This is a genomic window from Geodermatophilus sp. TF02-6 (assembly GCF_003319115.1).
In the GTDB taxonomy this organism is placed as follows: Bacteria; Actinomycetota; Actinomycetes; order Mycobacteriales; family Geodermatophilaceae; genus Geodermatophilus.
This window is the reverse complement of sequence record NZ_QOHF01000008.1, coordinates 160292-178607: the sequence shown is the minus strand read 5'-3', so window position 1 is coordinate 178607 and position 18316 is coordinate 160292. Positions and strand designations below refer to the sequence as shown.

General features: G+C 71.6%; 15 protein-coding genes. 13 read left to right on the top strand and 2 right to left on the bottom strand.

The genetic code is table 11. The annotated features are described in order from the left end of the window. Positions 1 to 122: 122 nt before the first annotated feature. Positions 123 to 1145: a type II toxin-antitoxin system PemK/MazF family toxin gene (locus DQ238_RS23695; RefSeq protein WP_233495858.1), complete on the bottom strand. Its 1023-nt coding sequence runs from the start codon at positions 1143 to 1145 to the stop codon at positions 123 to 125. Positions 1146 to 1604: 459 nt separating this feature from the next. Between DQ238_RS23695 and DQ238_RS09805 the strand changes: the two genes are divergently transcribed. From DQ238_RS09805 to DQ238_RS09750, 11 genes are all read left to right on the top strand, one after another. After that, positions 1605 to 3062: an aldehyde dehydrogenase family protein gene (locus tag DQ238_RS09805; protein WP_113781091.1), complete on the top strand. Its 1458-nt coding sequence runs from the start codon at positions 1605 to 1607 to the stop codon at positions 3060 to 3062. A 370-nt stretch (positions 3063 to 3432) separates the two neighbouring features. Then, on the top strand, positions 3433 to 3726 hold the full coding sequence (locus DQ238_RS09795) for a hypothetical protein (RefSeq protein ID WP_113781089.1): 294 nt from the start codon (positions 3433 to 3435) through the stop codon (positions 3724 to 3726). Between the two features lie 206 nt (positions 3727 to 3932). After that, a complete protein-coding gene (locus tag DQ238_RS09790) occupies positions 3933 to 4784 on the top strand; it encodes a 3-hydroxyacyl-CoA dehydrogenase family protein (RefSeq protein ID WP_113781088.1) in 852 nt (283 codons plus the stop codon). Positions 4785 to 4871: 87 nt separating this feature from the next. Next, complete coding sequence (locus DQ238_RS09785) at positions 4872 to 6062, top strand: acyl-CoA dehydrogenase family protein (protein WP_233495854.1); 1191 nt, start codon at positions 4872 to 4874, stop codon at positions 6060 to 6062. 23 nt (positions 6063 to 6085) lie between these two features. Continuing rightward, entirely contained in the window at positions 6086 to 7642 is a 1557-nt protein-coding gene (locus DQ238_RS09780; RefSeq protein WP_199506236.1) for a long-chain-fatty-acid--CoA ligase, read from the top strand. 2 nt (positions 7643 to 7644) lie between these two features. Then, positions 7645 to 8445, top strand: a complete 801-nt coding sequence (locus DQ238_RS09775) for an ester cyclase (RefSeq protein ID WP_158550751.1) — start codon at positions 7645 to 7647, stop codon at positions 8443 to 8445. Between the two features lie 211 nt (positions 8446 to 8656). Continuing rightward, complete coding sequence (locus DQ238_RS09770; RefSeq protein WP_113781086.1) at positions 8657 to 9850, top strand: LLM class flavin-dependent oxidoreductase; 1194 nt, start codon at positions 8657 to 8659, stop codon at positions 9848 to 9850. Positions 9851 to 9967: 117 nt separating this feature from the next. After that, on the top strand, positions 9968 to 11194 hold the full coding sequence (locus tag DQ238_RS09765) for a flavin reductase (protein WP_158550750.1): 1227 nt from the start codon (positions 9968 to 9970) through the stop codon (positions 11192 to 11194). Positions 11195 to 11406: 212 nt separating this feature from the next. Beyond that, entirely contained in the window at positions 11407 to 12657 is a 1251-nt protein-coding gene (locus tag DQ238_RS09760) for a bifunctional 3,4-dihydroxy-2-butanone-4-phosphate synthase/GTP cyclohydrolase II (RefSeq protein WP_113781084.1), read from the top strand. 79 nt (positions 12658 to 12736) lie between these two features. Then, the gene (locus DQ238_RS09755; protein ID WP_113781083.1) at positions 12737 to 13504 is read left to right on the top strand and encodes an SDR family oxidoreductase; all 768 of its coding nucleotides are present in this window, start codon (positions 12737 to 12739) and stop codon (positions 13502 to 13504) included. A gap of 51 nt (positions 13505 to 13555) precedes the next feature. Further along, on the top strand, positions 13556 to 14242 hold the full coding sequence (locus DQ238_RS09750) for a TetR/AcrR family transcriptional regulator (protein WP_113781082.1): 687 nt from the start codon (positions 13556 to 13558) through the stop codon (positions 14240 to 14242). 8 nt (positions 14243 to 14250) lie between these two features. Here the strand turns inward: DQ238_RS09750 and DQ238_RS09745 are convergent, their stop codons facing one another. Next, positions 14251 to 15702 (bottom strand): NF041680 family putative transposase, encoded by a 1452-nt coding sequence (locus DQ238_RS09745; RefSeq protein WP_233495853.1) that lies wholly within the window; start codon positions 15700 to 15702, stop codon positions 14251 to 14253. Between the two features lie 554 nt (positions 15703 to 16256). Between DQ238_RS09745 and DQ238_RS09740 the strand changes: the two genes are divergently transcribed. Beyond that, a complete protein-coding gene (locus DQ238_RS09740) occupies positions 16257 to 17054 on the top strand; it encodes an SDR family NAD(P)-dependent oxidoreductase (RefSeq protein ID WP_233495857.1) in 798 nt (265 codons plus the stop codon). A gap of 65 nt (positions 17055 to 17119) precedes the next feature. Further along, positions 17120 to 18316, top strand: coding sequence for an amino acid ABC transporter substrate-binding protein (locus tag DQ238_RS09735; protein WP_113781080.1), 1197 nt, complete (start codon positions 17120 to 17122; stop codon positions 18314 to 18316).

Genomic DNA, 18316 nt, shown 5'->3' with positions numbered 1-18316 from the left:
CCGGCCTTCAGCACAGCGCCGCCCTCACCCGCCTGGTAACCGGAGCCCTCACGCCCTCGATCGGCGTGTCATCCCATCTGCCAGCACGTTCCCGTCACCAGGCCGACAGCTTGCTGCGGAAGTCAGGGAGGAGGGGCCTCAACTTTCGTATGGCTCCCGGCGAAGCGTCGGCCCCGCTCTCGGGCCGATGGTAGGTCCGCCTGCGTTCGTCGCCACCGGTTCGACCGCACGACTGGTCGTCCTGACCCACGATCGACCGTCTGACCAGGACATTCTCCCGGGCTGGCGCCCGGAGCGCTGACGCGCTTGCAGCGGCTGGGGCATTCACGGGTCTGTAACGGTTGCGATTTTGATCGCTGCCCTTGGCGATGAGAATGCTGCAGAGGTCCGGCGACGTCGCGACACAGTGGTGCGGGAGCCCGTAAATCTGTATGGCGCGGGGCTCTCGGGTGCCCCTTGATCGCTGCCGTGAGCGCGTGGGTCTGTGTCCTGGCAGAGGGCCCTCCGGACGACACCCCATCGGTGGCGATGCAGGGAAGGGTCGACATGGAGGTCGTCCACGAGCGGGTCGCCGGGCTGGACATCGGCAAGGCGACGCTGACCGTCTGCGTGCGCACGTCCGGCCCGCGGGGCCGGCGCAGTGAGACGCGCACGTTTCCCCACCACCCGCGCGCTGCTCCACACCGTCGCTGGCGCGGCCACGGTCCGGCGCCATTGCTGCCCACGCTGGCCGGAGGAGCGAGTCTCGGTCGTCCTCCCCGTCCGGGACGCCCCACCTGGACGGTCCTACCGGACGGTGACCGACGGCGTGGGCACGTCCAGCGATGCTCCCGGCTGGTTCCTCTGCCGAGACGAGCGTCAGTCCGCACAGTCGACCGCGACGGCGAGGGCTCGGAGATCTGCCGCATGCGCCCGTCGGCCAACCGTCCGAGCCGGTCGACGAGGACCGCGACAGAGACGCTCTCGACCGAGTCCATGTTGACCACGCAGCGGCGGGGTACCGGGCCCTCGCCGGACTCGAGGCCGACTTCGCTGACGAGGCCGCGGATCGTGGTGGTGCACGGTGCCACGAGTGCCCGCCGGTGCCGGGGGATCACTGCGTCGCGGGCGAGGACGACGACCGGGCGGCACCCGATCTCGGCCATCTCGCACCACCAGACCTCGCCGCGCGCGGGCAGCGCGGTCACGACCGTCCGGCGGCTTCACGGAACGACGCCAGGTCGCCCCACTCGTCCGGTTCGTCGAGCGGGTGTTCGTCGTACGCGGTGTAGCTCGCCTCGACTTGGGCTCGGCACCACGACGACGTCCGCACACCCGCGCCACGTGAGCTGCGTCGTGTCGAACCCCACCCGTCACCACGGTTGATCACAGATGTCGCAGCTCCTCCGCAGCTGTTCTGTCGCCGGCGGATCGATCAGGCTGCTCCGCTTGGGCGGACGGCGCCCATACCTGGCGGACCGCAGGTGGCCGGGCGGCCGGGCAACCAGCAGCTTCGCCATCAACGAAGCCGTTGACGCGACTCTCCGAACCCTGTCATCGTGACGCGGGACACGGCTCCCGACATTCCATTCTGGACGATCCACCCCGATGCCTTGGAGGCCTGCATGACCACGATCACCCAGCCCTCGCAGGAGGTCAGCGGTTCGGTCCAGGACCGGACCCGGCTCTACGTCGACGGGCAGTGGGTGGCCTCCGCGGGTGAGGGCACGATCGACGTGCTGAACCCCGCCACCGAGCAGGTGATCGCGCGGGTGGCGGAGGGCGACCCCGCGGACGTCGACCGGGCCGTCGCCGCGGCGCGCGCCGCCTTCCCCGCGTGGTCAGCGCTGCCGCCGGCCGAGCGCGCCGTCTACCTGCGGCGGATCGGCGAGGAGCTGGCCGCACACACCGACGAGCTCGCGGAGCTCATGTCGGCCGACGTCGGCACCCCGGTGGAGATCGCCAAGGCCGTGCAGGTCGGGCTGCCCACCTTCACGTTCGGAAACTTCGCCGACCTCGCCGAGTCCTACGACTGGGCCGGCCGCGAGGTGGGCAACTCGCTCGTCGTCCGCGAGCCCGTCGGCGTCGTCGCCGCCATCACGCCGTGGAACTTCCCGATGCACCAGGTCGCCCTGAAGGCGGCGGCTGCCCTGGCGGCCGGCTGCACCGTGGTGGTCAAGCCCTCCGAGGTGGCTCCCCTCGGGATCTACGCCCTCACCGAGATCGTCGACCGGGTCGGGCTCCCTCCGGGTGTCTTCAACCTGATCAGCGGCCCGGGCCCGGTGGTGGGAGAGGCGCTCGTCGCCCATCCCGGCGTCGATGCCGTCTCCTTCACCGGCTCGACCCGCGCGGGCCGGCGGATCGCCGAGGTCGCCGCGGCCGACGTGAAGCGGGTGAGCCTGGAGCTGGGCGGCAAGTCCCCGAACGTCGTCCTGGACGACGCCGACTTCGAGGCGGCCGTGGCCGACACGTTCGGCATGTGCTTCCTCAACTCGGGGCAGACGTGTGCCGCCCTGACCCGGCTGCTGGTGCCGGCGAAGCGCCTCGAGGAGGCCGAGCAGATCGCGAAGCGGGTCGCGGAGACCTGGACGGCCGGCGACCCGGCCGAAGCGACGACCCTGATCGGGCCGCTGGTCAGCGAGGCGCAGCGGGAGCGCGTCCGCTCCTACATCCGGACTGGGGTGGAGGAGGGGGCTCGCCTGGTGACCGGCGGCGAGGGCAGCGACCAGGCCACCGGGTACTACGTGCCACCCACGGTCTTCTCCGGCGTCACCGCGGACATGACCATCGCGCGCGAGGAGATCTTCGGGCCGGTGCTGTCGATCATGCCGTACGAGGACGAAGCCGACGCGGTGAGCATCGCCAACGGAACCGACTACGGACTGTCCGCGCGGGTCTGGTCGGGTGACCCCGACCGCGCGATGCGGGTGGCCCGTCAGCTCCGGGCCGGGCAGGTGACGATCAACGACGGTGCCTTCAATCCCGCCGCGCCCTTCGGTGGCTACAAGCAGTCCGGCCTCGGCCGCGAGGGGGGCGAGGACGGCCTGGCGGAATTCCTCGAGACCAAGGCCATCCAGCGCTGACCTGCGTCACGAAGCGCCTCACCGCCGGGCCGGCGCGTCCCCGGCGGTGAGGCTCGGCCTGTCCCACGCGCGGGCCGTCGTGGCCTTGCGGGCGGGGGTGGGTGGGGAGCCGTCTCGCAAGATGGGGGCACGTTCCAAGAGTCTGCCGAGGCCGAGCCCAGCGGGATCGGACGTCGCCGCGCGGCAGCGCAACGCGAAAACCGGGTGGCCGACCGCGAGCGCCGGCAGGAGGTCATCGCCGTCGCCGCCGACCTGTTCGAGGCGCGGGTTCCCGGGGACGAGCATCGGCCAGATCGCCGAGGCCCTCGACATTGACGAGGCGATGCTCCACTAGTGCATCGGCAGCAAGGAGGAGCTGTTCGACGAGGTCGTGACCGACGCGGTGCGCGCCGACGTCGACGTCGCCCTGGCGATCAGGGGCGGCGAGGGGGTGACTTCGGACGAGCTGCGCAGGCTGCTGATCTCCTCGATGGAGTCCCGTGCCGCGCGCTGTCCGTTCCTGTACGTCTACATCCAGGAGAGCCTGAGTCACATCGGGGGCACCCGCGCCGACTGGTCCCGCGAGATGCGGCAGCTGAACAAGGCCTACGAGGACGGCCTCGTCTCGATCATCCAGGCCGGCATCGGCGAGAGCACGATCCGGCCGGTCGGCGAGCCTGGGTGATGGCCCACGGGGTGATCGGGGTGTTCGGGTGGACCGGCGACCGGTTCGACCCGGCGACCTCGCCCGTGGACGCGGCCGCCAGCTGAACGTCCTGCGCCGACATCCCGCTGCGGGGGATGACCACCGATCTTGCGTAACAGGGGCCTCCCCGGAACGATCGTCAACGGCTATGTTGATGGCCAAAGGCCAGGCCGGAGGGGACCAACATGGCGAGCAACGTCGGAGTGATCGGCGGCGGGACGATGGGCATCGGGATCGCCTACGTCTTCGCCGTCGCCGGTGCCACGACCACCGTCGTGGAGCCGGACGACGCGAGGATGGCCACGCTCCGGGCGGAGGTCGAGCAGGCCGCGGCCGGTGGCGTCGCTCGGGGGAAGCTCGCGGCCGAGACGGCGGCGGCCCTGAGGGAGCGGATCGGGCACGTGACCTCTGCCGAGCAGCTCCCGGGAGGACTCGACCTGGTCGTCGAGACCGTGCCCGAGTCGCGCGAGCTGAAGCGCTCGGTGCTGGTCGCCGCCGAGTCCCGCGGGCCCGCGGTGCTGGCCAGCAACACCAGTGCACTGTCCATCGACGACCTGGCCTCGGCACTGGCGGCGCCGGAGCGCTTCCTGGGCCTGCACTTCTTCAACCCCGTCTGGTCGATCCCCGTGGTCGAGGTGGTGCGGGGTGCGGCCACCAGCGACGAGACCCTCGAGGCGGCGCTGAGCGCGGTCGCCGGCATCGGCAAGCAGACCGCCGTCGTGCGCGACGTGCCGGGCTTCGCCACCAGCCGGCTGGACGTCGTCGCCGCGCTGGAGGCGATCCGGATGGTGGAGTCGGGGGTCGGCGAGCCCGCCGAGATCGACCGGGCCATCCAGCTCGCGTACCGGCACCCCGTCGGGCCGCTGCGGCTGAGCGACATCGTCGGTCTCGACGTCCGGCTGCACATCGCCCGCAACCTCGAGCGGGCCCTCGGCCCGCAGTTCACGCCGCCGCAGCTGCTGATCGAGAAGGTCGAGGCAGGCGAGCTGGGCCGCAAGACAGGGCGCGGCTTCTACGACTGGGACCGGTCCGCCTGAACGCGTTGACGTGGAGCAGCTCACCGCCCTATCGTCAACTGCACTGTTGACGACCGGCCGGGACGGCCGCGGACGAGGGGGTTCGACGTGGGCGGGCAGCCGATCGGACTGGGCCGGACGTCGCTGATCTGCGACACCAGCGACGAGCACCGTGACCTCCGGGACAGCGTCGCCAAGCTCGTCGGGAGCTACGGCCGCTCCTACTTCCAGGACGTCGTCGCCAAGGGGGAGAAGGCCGACGCGCTGTGGGCGGACATGGGTGCGGCCGGCTTCCTCGGCGTGCACCTGCCCGAGGAGTACGGCGGCGGAGGCGGCGGCCTGGCCGACCTCGCCGTCGTCATCGAGGAGATGGCCGCGCAGGGCTGCCCGATGTTCATGATCGTCATCAGCCCAGCGATCTGCGGGTCCGTCCTCGCTGCCCACGGCACCGCCGAGCAGAAACAGAAGTACCTCCCCGGCATCGCCGACGGGACCTTCCGCATGGCCTTCGCCATCACCGAGCCCGACGCCGGCTCCAACACCCACAAGATCACCACGACGGCACACAGGGACGGCGACGGGTGGCGGCTGCGCGGGCAGAAGTACTGGACGTCCGGCGTGGACGAGTGCCAGGCGCTGCTCGTCGTCGCCCGGGACGCCGAGCCCGGCCCCGACGGCCGGCACACGCTCTCGCTGTTCATCGTGGGCACCGACGCCCCGGGGCTGACCTTCCAGCAGCTCGACTCGGCGCTGCAGTTGCCCGAGAAGCAGTTCACCACCTTCTTCGACGACGTCCCGGTCGAGCGCGCCGGCCTGGTCGGGGTGGAGGGCGAGGGCCTCAAGCAGGTCTTCGCCGGGCTCAACCCGGAGCGGGTCGCCGCCGCATGCATGGCCAACGGGCTCGGGCGCTACGCGCTGGCCCGGGGTGCCCAGTACGCCCGCGAGCGCACCGTGTGGAAGACGCCGATCGGCGCGCACCAGGGGGTGGCGCACCCCCTGGCCAAGGCCTACGTCGACGTGGAGCTCGCCCGCCTGATGACCATGCGCGCGGCCACGATGACCGACCAGGGGCTCGACGCCGCCGAGGCCGGCAACATCGCCAAGTTCGCCGCCGGTGACGCCTGCGTGCAGGCGCTGGACCAGGCCATCCAGGTGCACGGCGGCAACGGGCTGTCCAACGAGTTCGGGTTGGCCGACCTCTGGTTCATCGCCCGGATGTTCAAGACCGCACCGGTGAGCCGGGAGATGGTGCTCAACCACGTGGCCCAGCACAGCCTGGGCCTGCCCAAGAGCTACTGACCACCGACCGCAACAGGAGTGCCGTGTCCGCCGCCGTGCCCGCTCCCGCCTCCACCACCCTGGCGGGGCTGATCCGCGACCTGGCGGCCGGCCGGCCGCAGGCGCCCGCCGTGACCCTGGGCGAGGTCACGCTGAGCTTCACCGAGCTGGACGCGCGCAGCTCCACCGTCGCCCAGGCGCTGCTACGGGCCGGTGTCGGCCCCCAGGACCGGGTGGCGATCCTCGACAAGAACGCGCCCACCTTCTACGAGGTCGTGTTCGGCGCGGCCAAGCTCGGCGCCGTCGCCGTCGGGCTGAACTTCCGGCTGGCGGCCCCGGAGATCGCCGCGATCGTGGCCGACGCCCGGCCTCGCGTGGTGGTGGTCGCGCCGGAGTTCGGCGAGCTGCTGGGCGCCGCCCCGGACGGTGTGCGCGTCGTGGAGCTGGGCGAGGACTACGAGGCGTGGCTCGCGAGCGCCCCGGCCGAGGATCCGGGAGCGGGGACGAACCCGGACGACGTCGTCCTGCAGCTGTACAGCTCCGGCACCACGGGCCAGCCCAAGGGCGCCATGCTCACCTCGGCCAATCTGGTGTTCACCCCCCGCATGGGCCGGGAGTGCTACGGGATGGGCCCGGACACGGTGAACCTGGTGGCCTCACCGCTGTTCCACATCGGCGGGGTCGGTTACAGCCTGACCGCCATGGGGCAGGGCGGGCACACCGTCTTGGTCCGCGACGTCGACCCGGTCGCCCTGCTGGGGCTGATCGAGCGGCACCGCGTCACGCACACCTTCCTGGTGCCCGCGGTCGTGCAGCTGCTCGCCGAGAGCCCGGCGCTGTCGGGAACCGACCTGTCCAGCCTGCGCCGGATCGCCTACGGCGCGGCGCCGATGGGGGAGACCCAGCTGCTCAAGGCGATCGCGCTCTTCGGCTGCGACTTCATGGGCGTCTACGGCATGACCGAGACGGCGGGCAGCGTGACCGCGCTCGCGCCGGAGGACCACGACCCGGGCGGACCCCGGGCCACGCTGCTGCGGTCCGTGGGTCGGCCGCTCCCGTGGGTGGAGCTGCGGGTGGTGGACCCGGCCACCGGCGAGGACGCCGCCATCGGAGGGGTCGGCGAGATCTGGGTGCGCTCCGGCCAGAACACCGTCGGCTACTGGGGGCAGCCGGCCCTCACCGCCGAGACCCTGGTGCAGGGCGGCTGGCTGCGGACCGGCGACGCGGCGTACCTCGACGACGAGGGCTACGTGTACATGCACGACCGGATGAAGGACATGGTCGTCTCCGGAGGGGAGAACGTGTACCCGGCCGAGGTGGAGAACGTCCTCTACGCCCACCCCGAGGTGCTCGAGGCCGCGGTGATCGGCGTCCCGTCGGACCGCTGGGGTGAGACGGTCAAGGCCGTCGTCGTCCGCCGCCCCGGGTCGGCGCTGGACGAGGCGTCGCTGATCGCCTTCGCCCGGGACCGGCTCGCCCACTACAAGTGCCCGACCACGGTCGACTTCGCCGACGAGCTGCCGCGAAACGCCTCGGGGAAGGTGCTCAAGAAGGTGCTTCGCGAGCCGTTCTGGGCCGGCCTCGGCCGGAAGGTGCACTGATCGTGGACGACGCTCCGGACGGATCCGTCCACCCGCTCGTCCGGCTGGCCCAGCGGTTCACCATCGACTGGCTCGACCGTGCCGACAGCGCCGTGCCGCCGCAGATCATGACCCCCGACTACCAGGTGCACATCGGCGGGATCGACCTCGACGGGCTCGAGGCCTACGCCCCGGCGACGCTCGGGCAGCTCACCCAGTTCCCGGGCCTCCTGCTGACCGTGCACGACCTGGTGACCACCGGCGACCGGCTGGCCATCCACTTCAGCGAGCACGGCGCCTCGGCCCGGCACGAGCTGCGGACCGCCACCTGGAACGGCGTGGCCCTCTTCCGGTGGGACGGCGAGCGGCTGACTGAGAACTGGACCCAGGAGGACTACGCGGCCCGGCGACGGCAGCTCGCCGACGGGCGGCCCGACGTCGTGGGGTCGCCGATGGTCGCCCCCTGGACGGTGCGCCCGGCCGGGCCCGACCCGGCGGCCGAGGACGTCGTGCGCCGATGGCTGACCGGGGCAGCTCCCGGGGTGGACGGCGTCCGGTGGGACGACGGGCGGGACGGGCCGCTGATCGGGCCGGACTCGGCCGAGGTCGCCGAGATCTTCTCCGCCGGTGACCAGGTCGCCTTCGCGGCCACCCAGTCCGGTCGGCTGCGGGGCGACGCGTCCGACGCGGAGGGGATCCCGATCCCCGACGATCCGGTCCGGCTCGGCCTGGCCGGCCTGGTCTCCGTGGCCGGCGGCGCCGTCACCGGCGGCGTCGTCATCAGCGACCGGCTCGGGCTGATGCGTTCCCTGTCCCGCCGCTGAGCGACGCCCCGACGACCCTCTGGCGGGCGGAGGAGCCGGTGGCTCGTCCCGGGCGTCCGGCGTTCCCGGAGAGCCCGCCGTGACCTCCCCGGACGGTGTATCAACTACCCTGTTGACAAGAAAACGTGATGTGCGCCACGCTTGCTCCGTCGAACGAGGGAGCTGCCGGCGACCTGGCGGCGCCTCGAACCACCTGGTCAGAGGAGTTCGCGTGTCACGACTGCGTTTCGGGGCTTTCGTTCCGCCACACCACGTCCCCACGAACCAGAACATCACCTACTCGTTGCAGCGCGACACCGAGCTCGTGCAGCACCTCGACACCCTCGGCTTCGACGAGGCGTGGTTCGGCGAGCACCACTCCGGTGGCGTCGAACCCATCAACGACCCGATGATGTTCATCGCCCACGTCGCCCAGGTCACGCGGCGGATCAAGCTCGGCACCGGCGTGGTGTCGCTGCCCTACCACAACCCGCTGTGGGTCGCCGACCGCTTTGTCCTGCTCGACCACCTGACGCGTGGCCGGGCCACGCTGGGCGTCGGGCCCGGCGCCCTGGCCACCGACGCGAAGATGATCGGGCTCGACCCGGCCAACCTCCGCGAGTCGCTCGAGACCGACGTCGACGTGCTGATGCACCTGCTGAGGTCCGACGAGCCGATCTCCATCGAGACCGACCGCTACAAGCTCGTCGAGGGCCGTCTCCAGCTGGACAACTACACCTACCCGCACCCCGAGGTGGCCACCGCGGCGATCGTCTCGCCCTCCGGACCCCGCCTCGTGGGCAAGCACGGCCTCGGCATGATCTCCGTCGGTGCGACGCTCACCGCCGAGGGGTTCGACGCCCTCGGCTACCACTGGGACGTCGTCGAGGAGCAGGCCGCCAAGTACGGCCAGACGACGAACCGGGACAGCTGGCGCCTCGTCGGCCTCATGCACCTGGCCGACACCAAGGACCAAGCCATCGAGGACGTCAAGTACGGGCTCAGCGCCTTCTGCGACTACCTGCAGCACACCGCATCCACCCCCCAGATGCAGGTCACCGGCACCGACTTCATGGGCCACCTCGAGTGGGTGCTCGACAGCGGCGCCGGCGTCATCGGCACGTACCAGGACGCGATCGACAAGATCCAGGCGCTGTGGGACCAGTCCAACGGCGGCTTCGGCTGCTACCTGAACTTCGACCACAACTGGGCCGACTTCCGCGCGAAGAAGCACAACTACCACCTGTTCGCGAACCATGTGATGCCGTACTTCCAGGGCGGCAACAAGAAGGTGCAGAGCAGCGAGGCGGCCCTCCGCCAGGTCCGCGACCCGCTCGCCGCCGCGCAGTGGGACGCCATCCAGGCGTTCACCCAGAAGCACGCGGCCGAGAAGAACGTGCCGGCGGTCGGCGCCACGTCGAGGTAGTCCCGCGCCCGCCGCGGGAGGGTGAGTGCGCGCCCTCCCGCGGCGGTGCTCCCGCGGCGGTGCTCCCCCGGCGCGCACGAGTCCGTGCCGATCCAGCGACAGGCGGAGGTCCCAGCCGTGTCCACTGACGCCATCGACCCGCAGCGCTTCCGGCACGTCCTCGGTCACTTCCCAACGGGTGTGGTCGTCGCCACCGCGCTGCAGGAGGGCGGTACGCCGGCGGGGATGGCGGTCGGGTCGTTCACGTCGGTCTCGCTCGACCCGCCGCTCGTCGCCTTCCTCCCAGACAAGAGGTCGACGAGCTTCCCGAAGATCCGGCAGACGGGATCGTTCTGCATCAGCGTCCTGTCCGGTGACCAGGAGCAGGTGTGCCGCGCGTTCGCGGCCCGTGGCGGCGACAAGTTCGCCGACGTCTCGTGGCACTCCGCCGGCAGCGGCTCGCCGATCATCGACGGTGCCGTCGCCTGGATCGACTGCGAGATCCAGGAGGTCCTCGAGGCCGGCGACCACTACATCGTGCTCGGCCGCGTGCTCGACCTGGCCGTGGGCACGAACGCGGCGCCGCTGCTGTTCTTCCGCGGCGGCTACGGGCAGTTCACCGCCGCGTCGCTGTCCGCGCCGGCCCGTCCCGATCTGCTCGCCCACCTGCGGGTCATGGACTGCGCGCGGGCCGAGATGGAGCAGGTGGCCCAGGAGTCCGGCTGTGAGTGCCTCGCCGTCAACGTCGTGGGCGACGAGATAGTCACGATCGGCAGTGCGGGCCAGTCGTACGGCCAGGCGCCGGCCGACCGGATCGGCCAGCGCATGCCGTTCGTCCCGCCGCTGTGCGACCTGTTCGTGGCGTGGGCGGGGGAGGACGTCCGCGAGCAGTGGCTGCGCCGCCTGGGTCCCGACGTCCCGGCGGAGGACCTCGCCGCCTACCGGGACATGGTCAACCGCGTCCGCGCGCGCGGCTGGTCGATGGCGCTGGGCGGTCGGTCGCACATCGCCTTCGAGCTCGCGCTCGCCCAACTGTCCATGCCCAGACCGACCCCGGAGCAGCAGCGTGCCGTCCGGGAGGCGGCCAGGCAGGTCGGGCCGCACAGCCACGAGCCCGACGAGCTCGTGGACGACCAGCCCTACCGGGTGCGCAACATCAGCGCGCCGGTGTTCGACGTGAGCGGCGACGTCGTGCTGATGCTGACGCTGATCGGCCTGCCCCGCGTCTCGCGCCTGGAGGAGCTCGCGTCCTACCGCGACCGGCTCTGCGCCGCTGCTGATCGGATCACGCGGCGCCTGGGTGGACGCACGCCGGTCGCGGTGGAGGACCCGCTCCGCGGCAGGAGTGCCGCGTCGACGGGCTGACTCCGGCCTCCTCACGAACCGCCACCCGCCCCGGTCGCTCCGCCTCGACGACGTCCTGCTGCGGCGGGCGCAGGTGCCGGGCGATCGCCCCCGACGACGTCCTGCTGCGGCGGGCGCAGGTGCCGACGAATCGTCTCAACACAGGCGTTGACAAACGGGTCAGGCGTCGCCATGCTCGATTCCCGGGCCCGGCTACCGAGGACGGACAGCTCATGGCGTTCGCAACCATCCCGAGTGCTCTCGAGGCCATCCGCCGCGGCGAGATGGTGGTCGTGGTGGACGACGAGGACCGTGAGAACGAGGGCGACCTCATCATGGCGGCGGAGCTCGTCACCGCCGAGGACATGGTCTTCATCGTGCGCAAGGGTGCCGGCCTGGTCTGCACGGCGATCGAGGCCGGGCGCGCCGACGCCCTCGATCTGCCGCTCATGGTGGAGCGCAACACGGAGCGGGAGCGCACCGCCTTCACCGTCACGGTGGATGCGCGCTCCGGCACCACGACGGGCATCTCGGCCGACGACCGGGCGACGACCGCCCGAGTGCTCGCGGACCCGGAGACACGGCCCGCGGACCTGCTCCGCCCGGGGCACATGAACGTCCTGCGCGCACGGTCGGGCGGTGTCCTGCAGCGGGCCGGGCACACGGAGGCTGCTGTCGACCTCGCTCGGCTCGCCGGGCTCCACCCCGCCGGGGTGCTGTGCGAGATCCTGAGCGAGACCGGTACCGGGATGGCCCGTCGCCCCGAGCTGGAGGAGTTTGCCGCGCGCCACGGGCTGCTGATGATCAGCATCGCCGACCTCGTGCGTCACCGCCGGGCGTCGGAGTCGCTCGTCTCCCACCGCTCGCGCGGCAGGATCCCCACCCCTTGGGGCACGTTCACCTGCCACGCCTTCGAGAGCCGCGTCGACGGCCTCACGCACCTGGCCTTCGTCCACGGAACCCCGTCGGAAGCCGAGACCTCGCTCGTGCGGGTCCACAGCGAGTGCCTCACCGGTGACGTCTTCTCCTCCGAGCGGTGCGACTGCGGGAATCAACTGCACAGGTCCATGGAGATGGTCGCGGCCGAGGGTCACGGCGTGGTGGTCTACCTGCGCGGTCACGAAGGACGCGGGATCGGCATCTCGGCCAAGCTCGCGGCCTACGAGTTGCAGGACCACGGCATCGACACGCTGGACGCCAACCTGGCCCTCGGACTCCCCGTCGACAGTCGCGAGTACGGGGTGGGCGCCCAGATCCTCGCCGCGCTCGGCGTCTCGCGCATGCGGCTCATCACGAACAACCCGCAGAAGCAGCTGGGGCTCGAGGGGTACGGCCTCGTGGTCGACGCCATCGTGCCACTGCCCACCGTTCCGACGGTGGAGAACATCCGGTACCTGCGGACCAAGCGCGATCGCATGGGGCACGTGATGGCAGATCTCGACGCGGCTGCCGCCGCCGTGTCGACGGCGTCGGCACGCCGCTAGACGGTCGGGTCGCTCCCGCGTGACGCCGACACCACGGCGGCTCGTCCACGTCCTGCTCCGCGACAGAGAGGTGCTGCGCATGCGAACCCCGAACTTCCGGCTCGACGGCGGCACCGCCGTGGTCACCGGTGCCGCCGGTGGCATCGGCGCCCGCGTGGCCCTGGGTCTGGCCGCGTCCGGCGCGGACGTGGCGTGCATCGACCTCTCGGCCGAGTCGCTGCAGGAGACGGTCACCGCGATCCGCGAGGGCGGCGGGCGGGCGGTCGCGATTGCAGCCGACACGACCGACCACGACCAGATGTCCGACGCGGTCGCGACGGCGCAGGGCGAGCTCGGTCCTGTCCGGTATGCGGCGAACTGCGCGGGCATCAACAACGGGGCGCCGGCGGAGGAGATGCCTCTCGAGCAGTGGCGTCGGCTGATCGACGTCAACCTCACCGGCGTGTTCGTCTCCTGTCAGCTGGAGGGTCGCGCCATGCTCCAGGCCGGCGGCGGGTCGATCGTCAACATCGGCTCCATCTCCGCGCTGATCGCCAACCGCGGTCTGACGCAGGCGCACTACAACGCGTCGAAGGCGGGCGTCGTCCACCTCACCAGCTCCCTGGCGCTCGAGTGGGCCCGGCGTGGCATCCGGGTGAACACGGTGAGTCCCGGATACACGAAGACGCCCATGGCGACCCATCCGGACGTGTGGGAGCACGTCAAGGCCTACGCCGACGACATCCCGCTGGGCCGCTGGGCCGAGGCCGACGAGATGGTGGGTCCGGTGACGTTCCTGCTCAGCGAGGCGTCGTCGTACTGCACCGGGAGCAACCTGATGGTGGACGGCGGCGCGATCTGCTGGTGAACCCCCGCTCCCGCGTCCCCTCCCGGAGCACGAGTCCCTAGAATCGCGGGAATGACAGCCGGAGCTGCGGGTGGGCCGGAGGAGGCGGCGCCGAGCGGTATCGGGCGTCGCCGTGCGGCGGCGCAGGGCGAGAACCGGGCGGCTTATCGCGAGCGCCGGCAGGAGATCATCTCCGTGGCGGCGGACCTGTTCAAGGCCAACGGCTTCAGGGGCACGAGCATCGGCCAGATCGCAGAGGCGCTCGACACCGACCGGGCCACCCTCTACTACTACATCGGCAGCAAGGAAGAGCTGTTCGACGAGGTCGTGACGGACGCCGTGCGCGCCAACGTCGAGGTCGCCCGGTCCATCCGGAGCGGTGACGGGACGGCGCCGGAGAAGCTCCGACGGCTGCTGATGGCGCTGATGGAGTCCTACGCCGTCCACTATCCCTTCCTGTACGTGTACATCCAGGAGAACCTGAGCCACGTGGGCGGGACGCGTGCCGAGTGGTCCCGCGAGATGCGGCAGCTCAACAAGGCGTACGAAGAGGCGCTCGTCGCGATCATCCAGGCCGGGGTGGACGAGGGCACGATCCGTCCGGTCGCCGACGCCTGGGTCATCGCCTACGGCGTCCTCGGGATGTTCGGGTGGACCAATCGGTGGTTCAACCCGAACACCTCGCCGGTGGACGCGACCACCATCGGCTCGGCCTACGTCAACATCCTCCTGCGCGGAATGGTCACCGACGCCTCTTAGCTTGTTGTTTAACCCTTGACCTGCTTACCGCTGGTGGGTGCGGCCCTGGCGGCGGGCTTTCCGACGTCGTAACGGGGAGCGCGCTGCCGGTTGGGAACCCCCGGCGGGCGTCCGGGTCCGGGGTGGGTGGGTTTCGGTGCACCGGCCGGAGAAGGGGTCTTCGCGCGCAGGTAGCGAAATCCGCGGCGGACCCGAGCCGGGGTCAGCCGCTCGGCCGGCAGCGGTCTCTCCCAGGGCCGGCGCAGATCGGCCGCCAGCGGGCGGGCCAGCCGCAACTGGGTATGCGCGGCGACGACCAGCCAGGTCCAGCGGTCGGCCGCGGCCGGCGAGTGCAGCTTCGGGCGGGTCCAGCCCAGCACCTGCTTGGCGAAGCGGATGGTGTGTTCGGCGTCGAAGCGGCGCAGGTAGGCCTGCCAGCAACGGGTGACCTGATCGGCGTCGGCATCGACCGCCGAGGTCCACAGCCAGATCGGCTTGGCCGCTCGAGCCCCGGGCAGGTGGTCGACGGCCAGCCGGATCAGCGTGCCCTCCACGATCGGCAGCTGGCCGGGATGGGTGGCCCAGGCGCCGCGGTGGGTCAGCCGCGGATGCATCCGATCCCAGGAGCGGGCCTGTGCGCGCCCGTAGCGGGCCGTCTCGTGCGTCGACTCGGTCGTCGGCGCCGGCCAGCTGCCCGGATCGGCCAGCGTCATCACCGCTCCGTGCCGGCGGGGCCGGCCGGCCCGCCGCCCGCCGAAGGGAGGCGGCACCGGGCCACACAGCACCCGGTCGGCGCGGATCCGCCCGATCAGCTCGATCGGCAGGTCGGCCAGCACAAAGGCCAGCCGACACACGTCGTAGCCGGCATCGCACACCACCAGCATCGGCGGATCACCGGGCGACCAGTGCCCGGCCGCGCACAGCCGGCCGACCACCTGCCGCAGCTGGGCGGCGGTGACCGCGGTGGCGTCCTCGGCCGGGGACAGCCGGCGCGCGTCCAGTAACGCCGTCCAGCTGGTCGGCCCGCTCTCCAGCGCGGCGACCAGCTGATACGGCCAGCCCGGCACGAACTGGTCGCTCTGGCGGGTACGGCCATAGACGTGGCAGAACGACCGCTCCGGGGAGGTCTCGGCGTCCGGACGCAGCCACGGCGTGGCATCGACGGCCAGCACGATCCGCCCGCCGAACATCCGCGAGATCGGCAGGCAGGCCAGCACCGCCCGCAGCCGCTCGACGTCCACCGTGCCGGCGTTGACCGCGTCGTAGAGCGCGCCGTGCCCGCGGCGGTGCTCCGGCGCCAGACACAACCCGACCAGCGTGGATACCGGCCCCTCGGCGCACAACAGCGCGTCGGTCAGCTCGAAGAGCTCATCGCGCCGCCGGCCCAGGCATCGGTACAGCTCGGCGCGGAACCCCTGCAGCTGCTGCCCGGCCGCCATCACAGCCTGGTCAGCGCCGTCGACCCGGGCCACACTGTCCATCACGGCCACCGCCGTTCGCTTCGAAGCTCGCAACTCCGAAGGATCTAGCGGTGGTCGCCCTTTTGCCATAGCCGGAACCACAACCGTGCAACGCACCGGTCCAGAGGGGTTAAACGACAAGCTTAGGGCGTGTCTGACGGATCTCCAGCCTCGGTAGCACCGCCCAGGCGGCGCCCCACTGCGTTGGCGAAGCCGCTGGATGGAAGCCCGGTATCCAGCGGCTTCGCCGCCTTGCGGCGCATCCGCCTGGACGGCGCTCCCTTCAGCATTGATCCGTCAGACACTCCCCAGGGCCCGGTGCCCAGCGCGCTCCTGACGCCCGGACGGCCGCCGACCCGGGCATCGTCCCGGCGGCAGGGCTGTGCACGCCTGTGGCCCGCGGAGCCACGGCGGGGGCGCCGATGACACCTGGGCGGATCACGGGCAGGCAATGACTCGGCCAAGCGTCAACGGAGCAGTTGACCTCCGTGACTCGTGTCACCTAGGGTCCCTCAACAGCGCTGTTGACAGCGTGACGACCAAGGCGGCTGACCGGAGGAGTTCCCGTGACGGAGATGCGGTCCGGCGCCGTGCTCGTGACGGGTGGCGCTTCGGGCATCGGCGAGGGCGCTGCCCGTGTGCTCGCAGCACGGGGAGCCCAGGTCGTCGTCGCCGACCGCGATCTCGACGGGGCCTCGGCGGTGGTGTCGGACATCCGCGCGCACGGAGGAACGGCGCGGGCGCTGCACGTCGACGTCGCCGAGGCGGGGTCGGTGGAGGCCGTCTTCGAGGAGCTGCGCTCCCTCGGCGTCCAGGTCGACGGGCTGGTCAACAGCGCCGGAGTGGCCAGCCGGTACCCCTTCGCGGAGATGCCCGCGGGGGAGTGGGACCGGGTGCTGTCGATCAACCTGACCGGGACGATGCGCATGACCCAGCTCCTGGTCCAGGACCTCCTGTCCCGCGGCGCCGGAGGGGCCGTCGTGAACGTGGCCTCCGTGATGGCGCACTTCGCGGCGCCGAACCTCGCCTCCTACGTGTCGTCGAAGGGTGGGGTCGCGATGCTCACCCGCGCCACCGCCCTCGAGTTGGCGCCCCACCGCATCCGGGTGAACGCCGTGAGCCCCGGCTACGTGACCACCGCCCTGACGGCACGCGGTCTCCAGGTTCCGCGCTTCCGCGACGCGGTCCTCGCCCGCACCCCGATGGGTCGCCTCGGCAGGCCCGAGGACATCGGCCGGGTGATCGCCTTCCTGTTGTCCGACGACGCCGCGTACGTGACCGGCCAGGTCCTCGCGGTCGACGGCGGGATGACCGCGGGCGACGCCTCGCTCGCTTCGCCGTCGGCCGACGAACTGGCCGCCGTGCCCCTCTGAGTCCCGCAGCACGCCGATCCGACCCACCGCGAGCAGACGCGGTGCGACCCATCGAGGAGCAGGTCATGAGCAGGTCCACTCGGTTCGCGATCGGTATCGCGGTCACTGCCACGGTCGTGAGCGCGTGCGGCGGGGGATCCGGGGACGGCGGCGGAGGCGCCGCGGAGGCATCGTCCGATGAGCCCATCGTCATCGGCGCCTCGGTCTCCCAGACGGGGGCGTACGCGTCCAGTGGCACCAACGTCGCCAACGGCTACGAGCTGGCGGTGCAGCAGATCAACGAGAACGGCGGCGTCCTGGGGCGGCAGCTCGAGCTGCGCCTGGAGGACGACCAGAGCGACGCAGGCATCGTCGGCCGCCTTTACACTGAGTTCCTCGGCGCCGGTGACGTCGACGCGGTCCTCAGTCCGTACGGCAGCGCTCTGGGTGGCCCGGCCGCGCAGCTCGCCGAGCGTTACCAGACCCCCATGGTGCACAGCCAGACCTCCTCCCCGGCCGTGTTCGAAGGCACCGAGTGGAACGTGATGGCTGGCCTCGGGCCGGGCCGCGACGTGCTCGCCCAGGTGCCGCAGTTCGCCGTCGATGCCGGCTACGAGACGATCACCCTCGTCCACAACGACCTCGACGCGTTCAAGGGCATCTGCGACGGCGTCGAGGACGCGATCGCCGACGCCGGGGCGACCCTCGTCGACCGGATCGAGTACGCCGCCTCCACCAGAGACTTCTCCTCCACCGCCCTGAGGGTGGCCGAGGGCGCCCCGGAGGTCGTCGTGGAGTGCTCGGCGATCCAGGACTCGATCGGCGTGACCCGCGCGCTCGACCAGCAGGGCTTCCGGCCGGCCGTGATCGCCTCGCCCACCGCCGTCGACCCGGCGTTCCTCGACTCGCTCGGCCCCCTCGCCGAGAAGGTCGTCGGCTACACGCAGTTCTCCGAGGCCCTCGGTTACGAGGGCACCGAGGAGTTCGTGTCCGGCTACGACGCGGAGTACGGCACCCCGGTGAACGCCCAGGCGGCCGGCGCGTACGCGTCCGTCCAGGTGCTGGCCGCCGCCATGGAGGAGGCCGGGTCCACCGACAAGGCGGACGTGAACACCGCCCTGCACGAGGGGACGTTCGACACGGTCATCGGCACCTACGAGGTCGACGAGAACGGGGTCCAGACCGGATACTCGCCCGTCCTCTTCCAGTGGCTCGCCGGCGAGCAGGCGATCGTCTTCCCCGAGGACTCGCCGGGCGCCGTGGCACCCCAGCTGCCGTACTGA

Bases quoted from the DNA above. Each gene is read 5' to 3' on its own strand.
- DQ238_RS23695 (WP_233495858.1), bottom strand. From the start codon at position 1,145: ATGGCCGAGATCGGGTGCCGCCCGGTCGTCGTCCTCGCCCGCGACGCA.
- DQ238_RS09805 (WP_113781091.1), top strand. From the start codon at position 1,605: ATGACCACGATCACCCAGCCCTCGCAGGAGGTCAGCGGTTCGGTCCAG.
- DQ238_RS09790 (WP_113781088.1), top strand. From the start codon at position 3,933: ATGGCGAGCAACGTCGGAGTGATCGGCGGCGGGACGATGGGCATCGGG.
- DQ238_RS09760 (WP_113781084.1), top strand. From the start codon at position 11,407: ATGGCGTTCGCAACCATCCCGAGTGCTCTCGAGGCCATCCGCCGCGGC.
- DQ238_RS09755 (WP_113781083.1), top strand. From the start codon at position 12,737: ATGCGAACCCCGAACTTCCGGCTCGACGGCGGCACCGCCGTGGTCACC.
- DQ238_RS09750 (WP_113781082.1), top strand. From the start codon at position 13,556: ATGACAGCCGGAGCTGCGGGTGGGCCGGAGGAGGCGGCGCCGAGCGGT.
- DQ238_RS09745 (WP_233495853.1), bottom strand. From the start codon at position 15,702: ATGGACAGTGTGGCCCGGGTCGACGGCGCTGACCAGGCTGTGATGGCG.
- DQ238_RS09740 (WP_233495857.1), top strand. From the start codon at position 16,257: ATGCGGTCCGGCGCCGTGCTCGTGACGGGTGGCGCTTCGGGCATCGGC.
- DQ238_RS09735 (WP_113781080.1), top strand. From the start codon at position 17,120: ATGAGCAGGTCCACTCGGTTCGCGATCGGTATCGCGGTCACTGCCACG.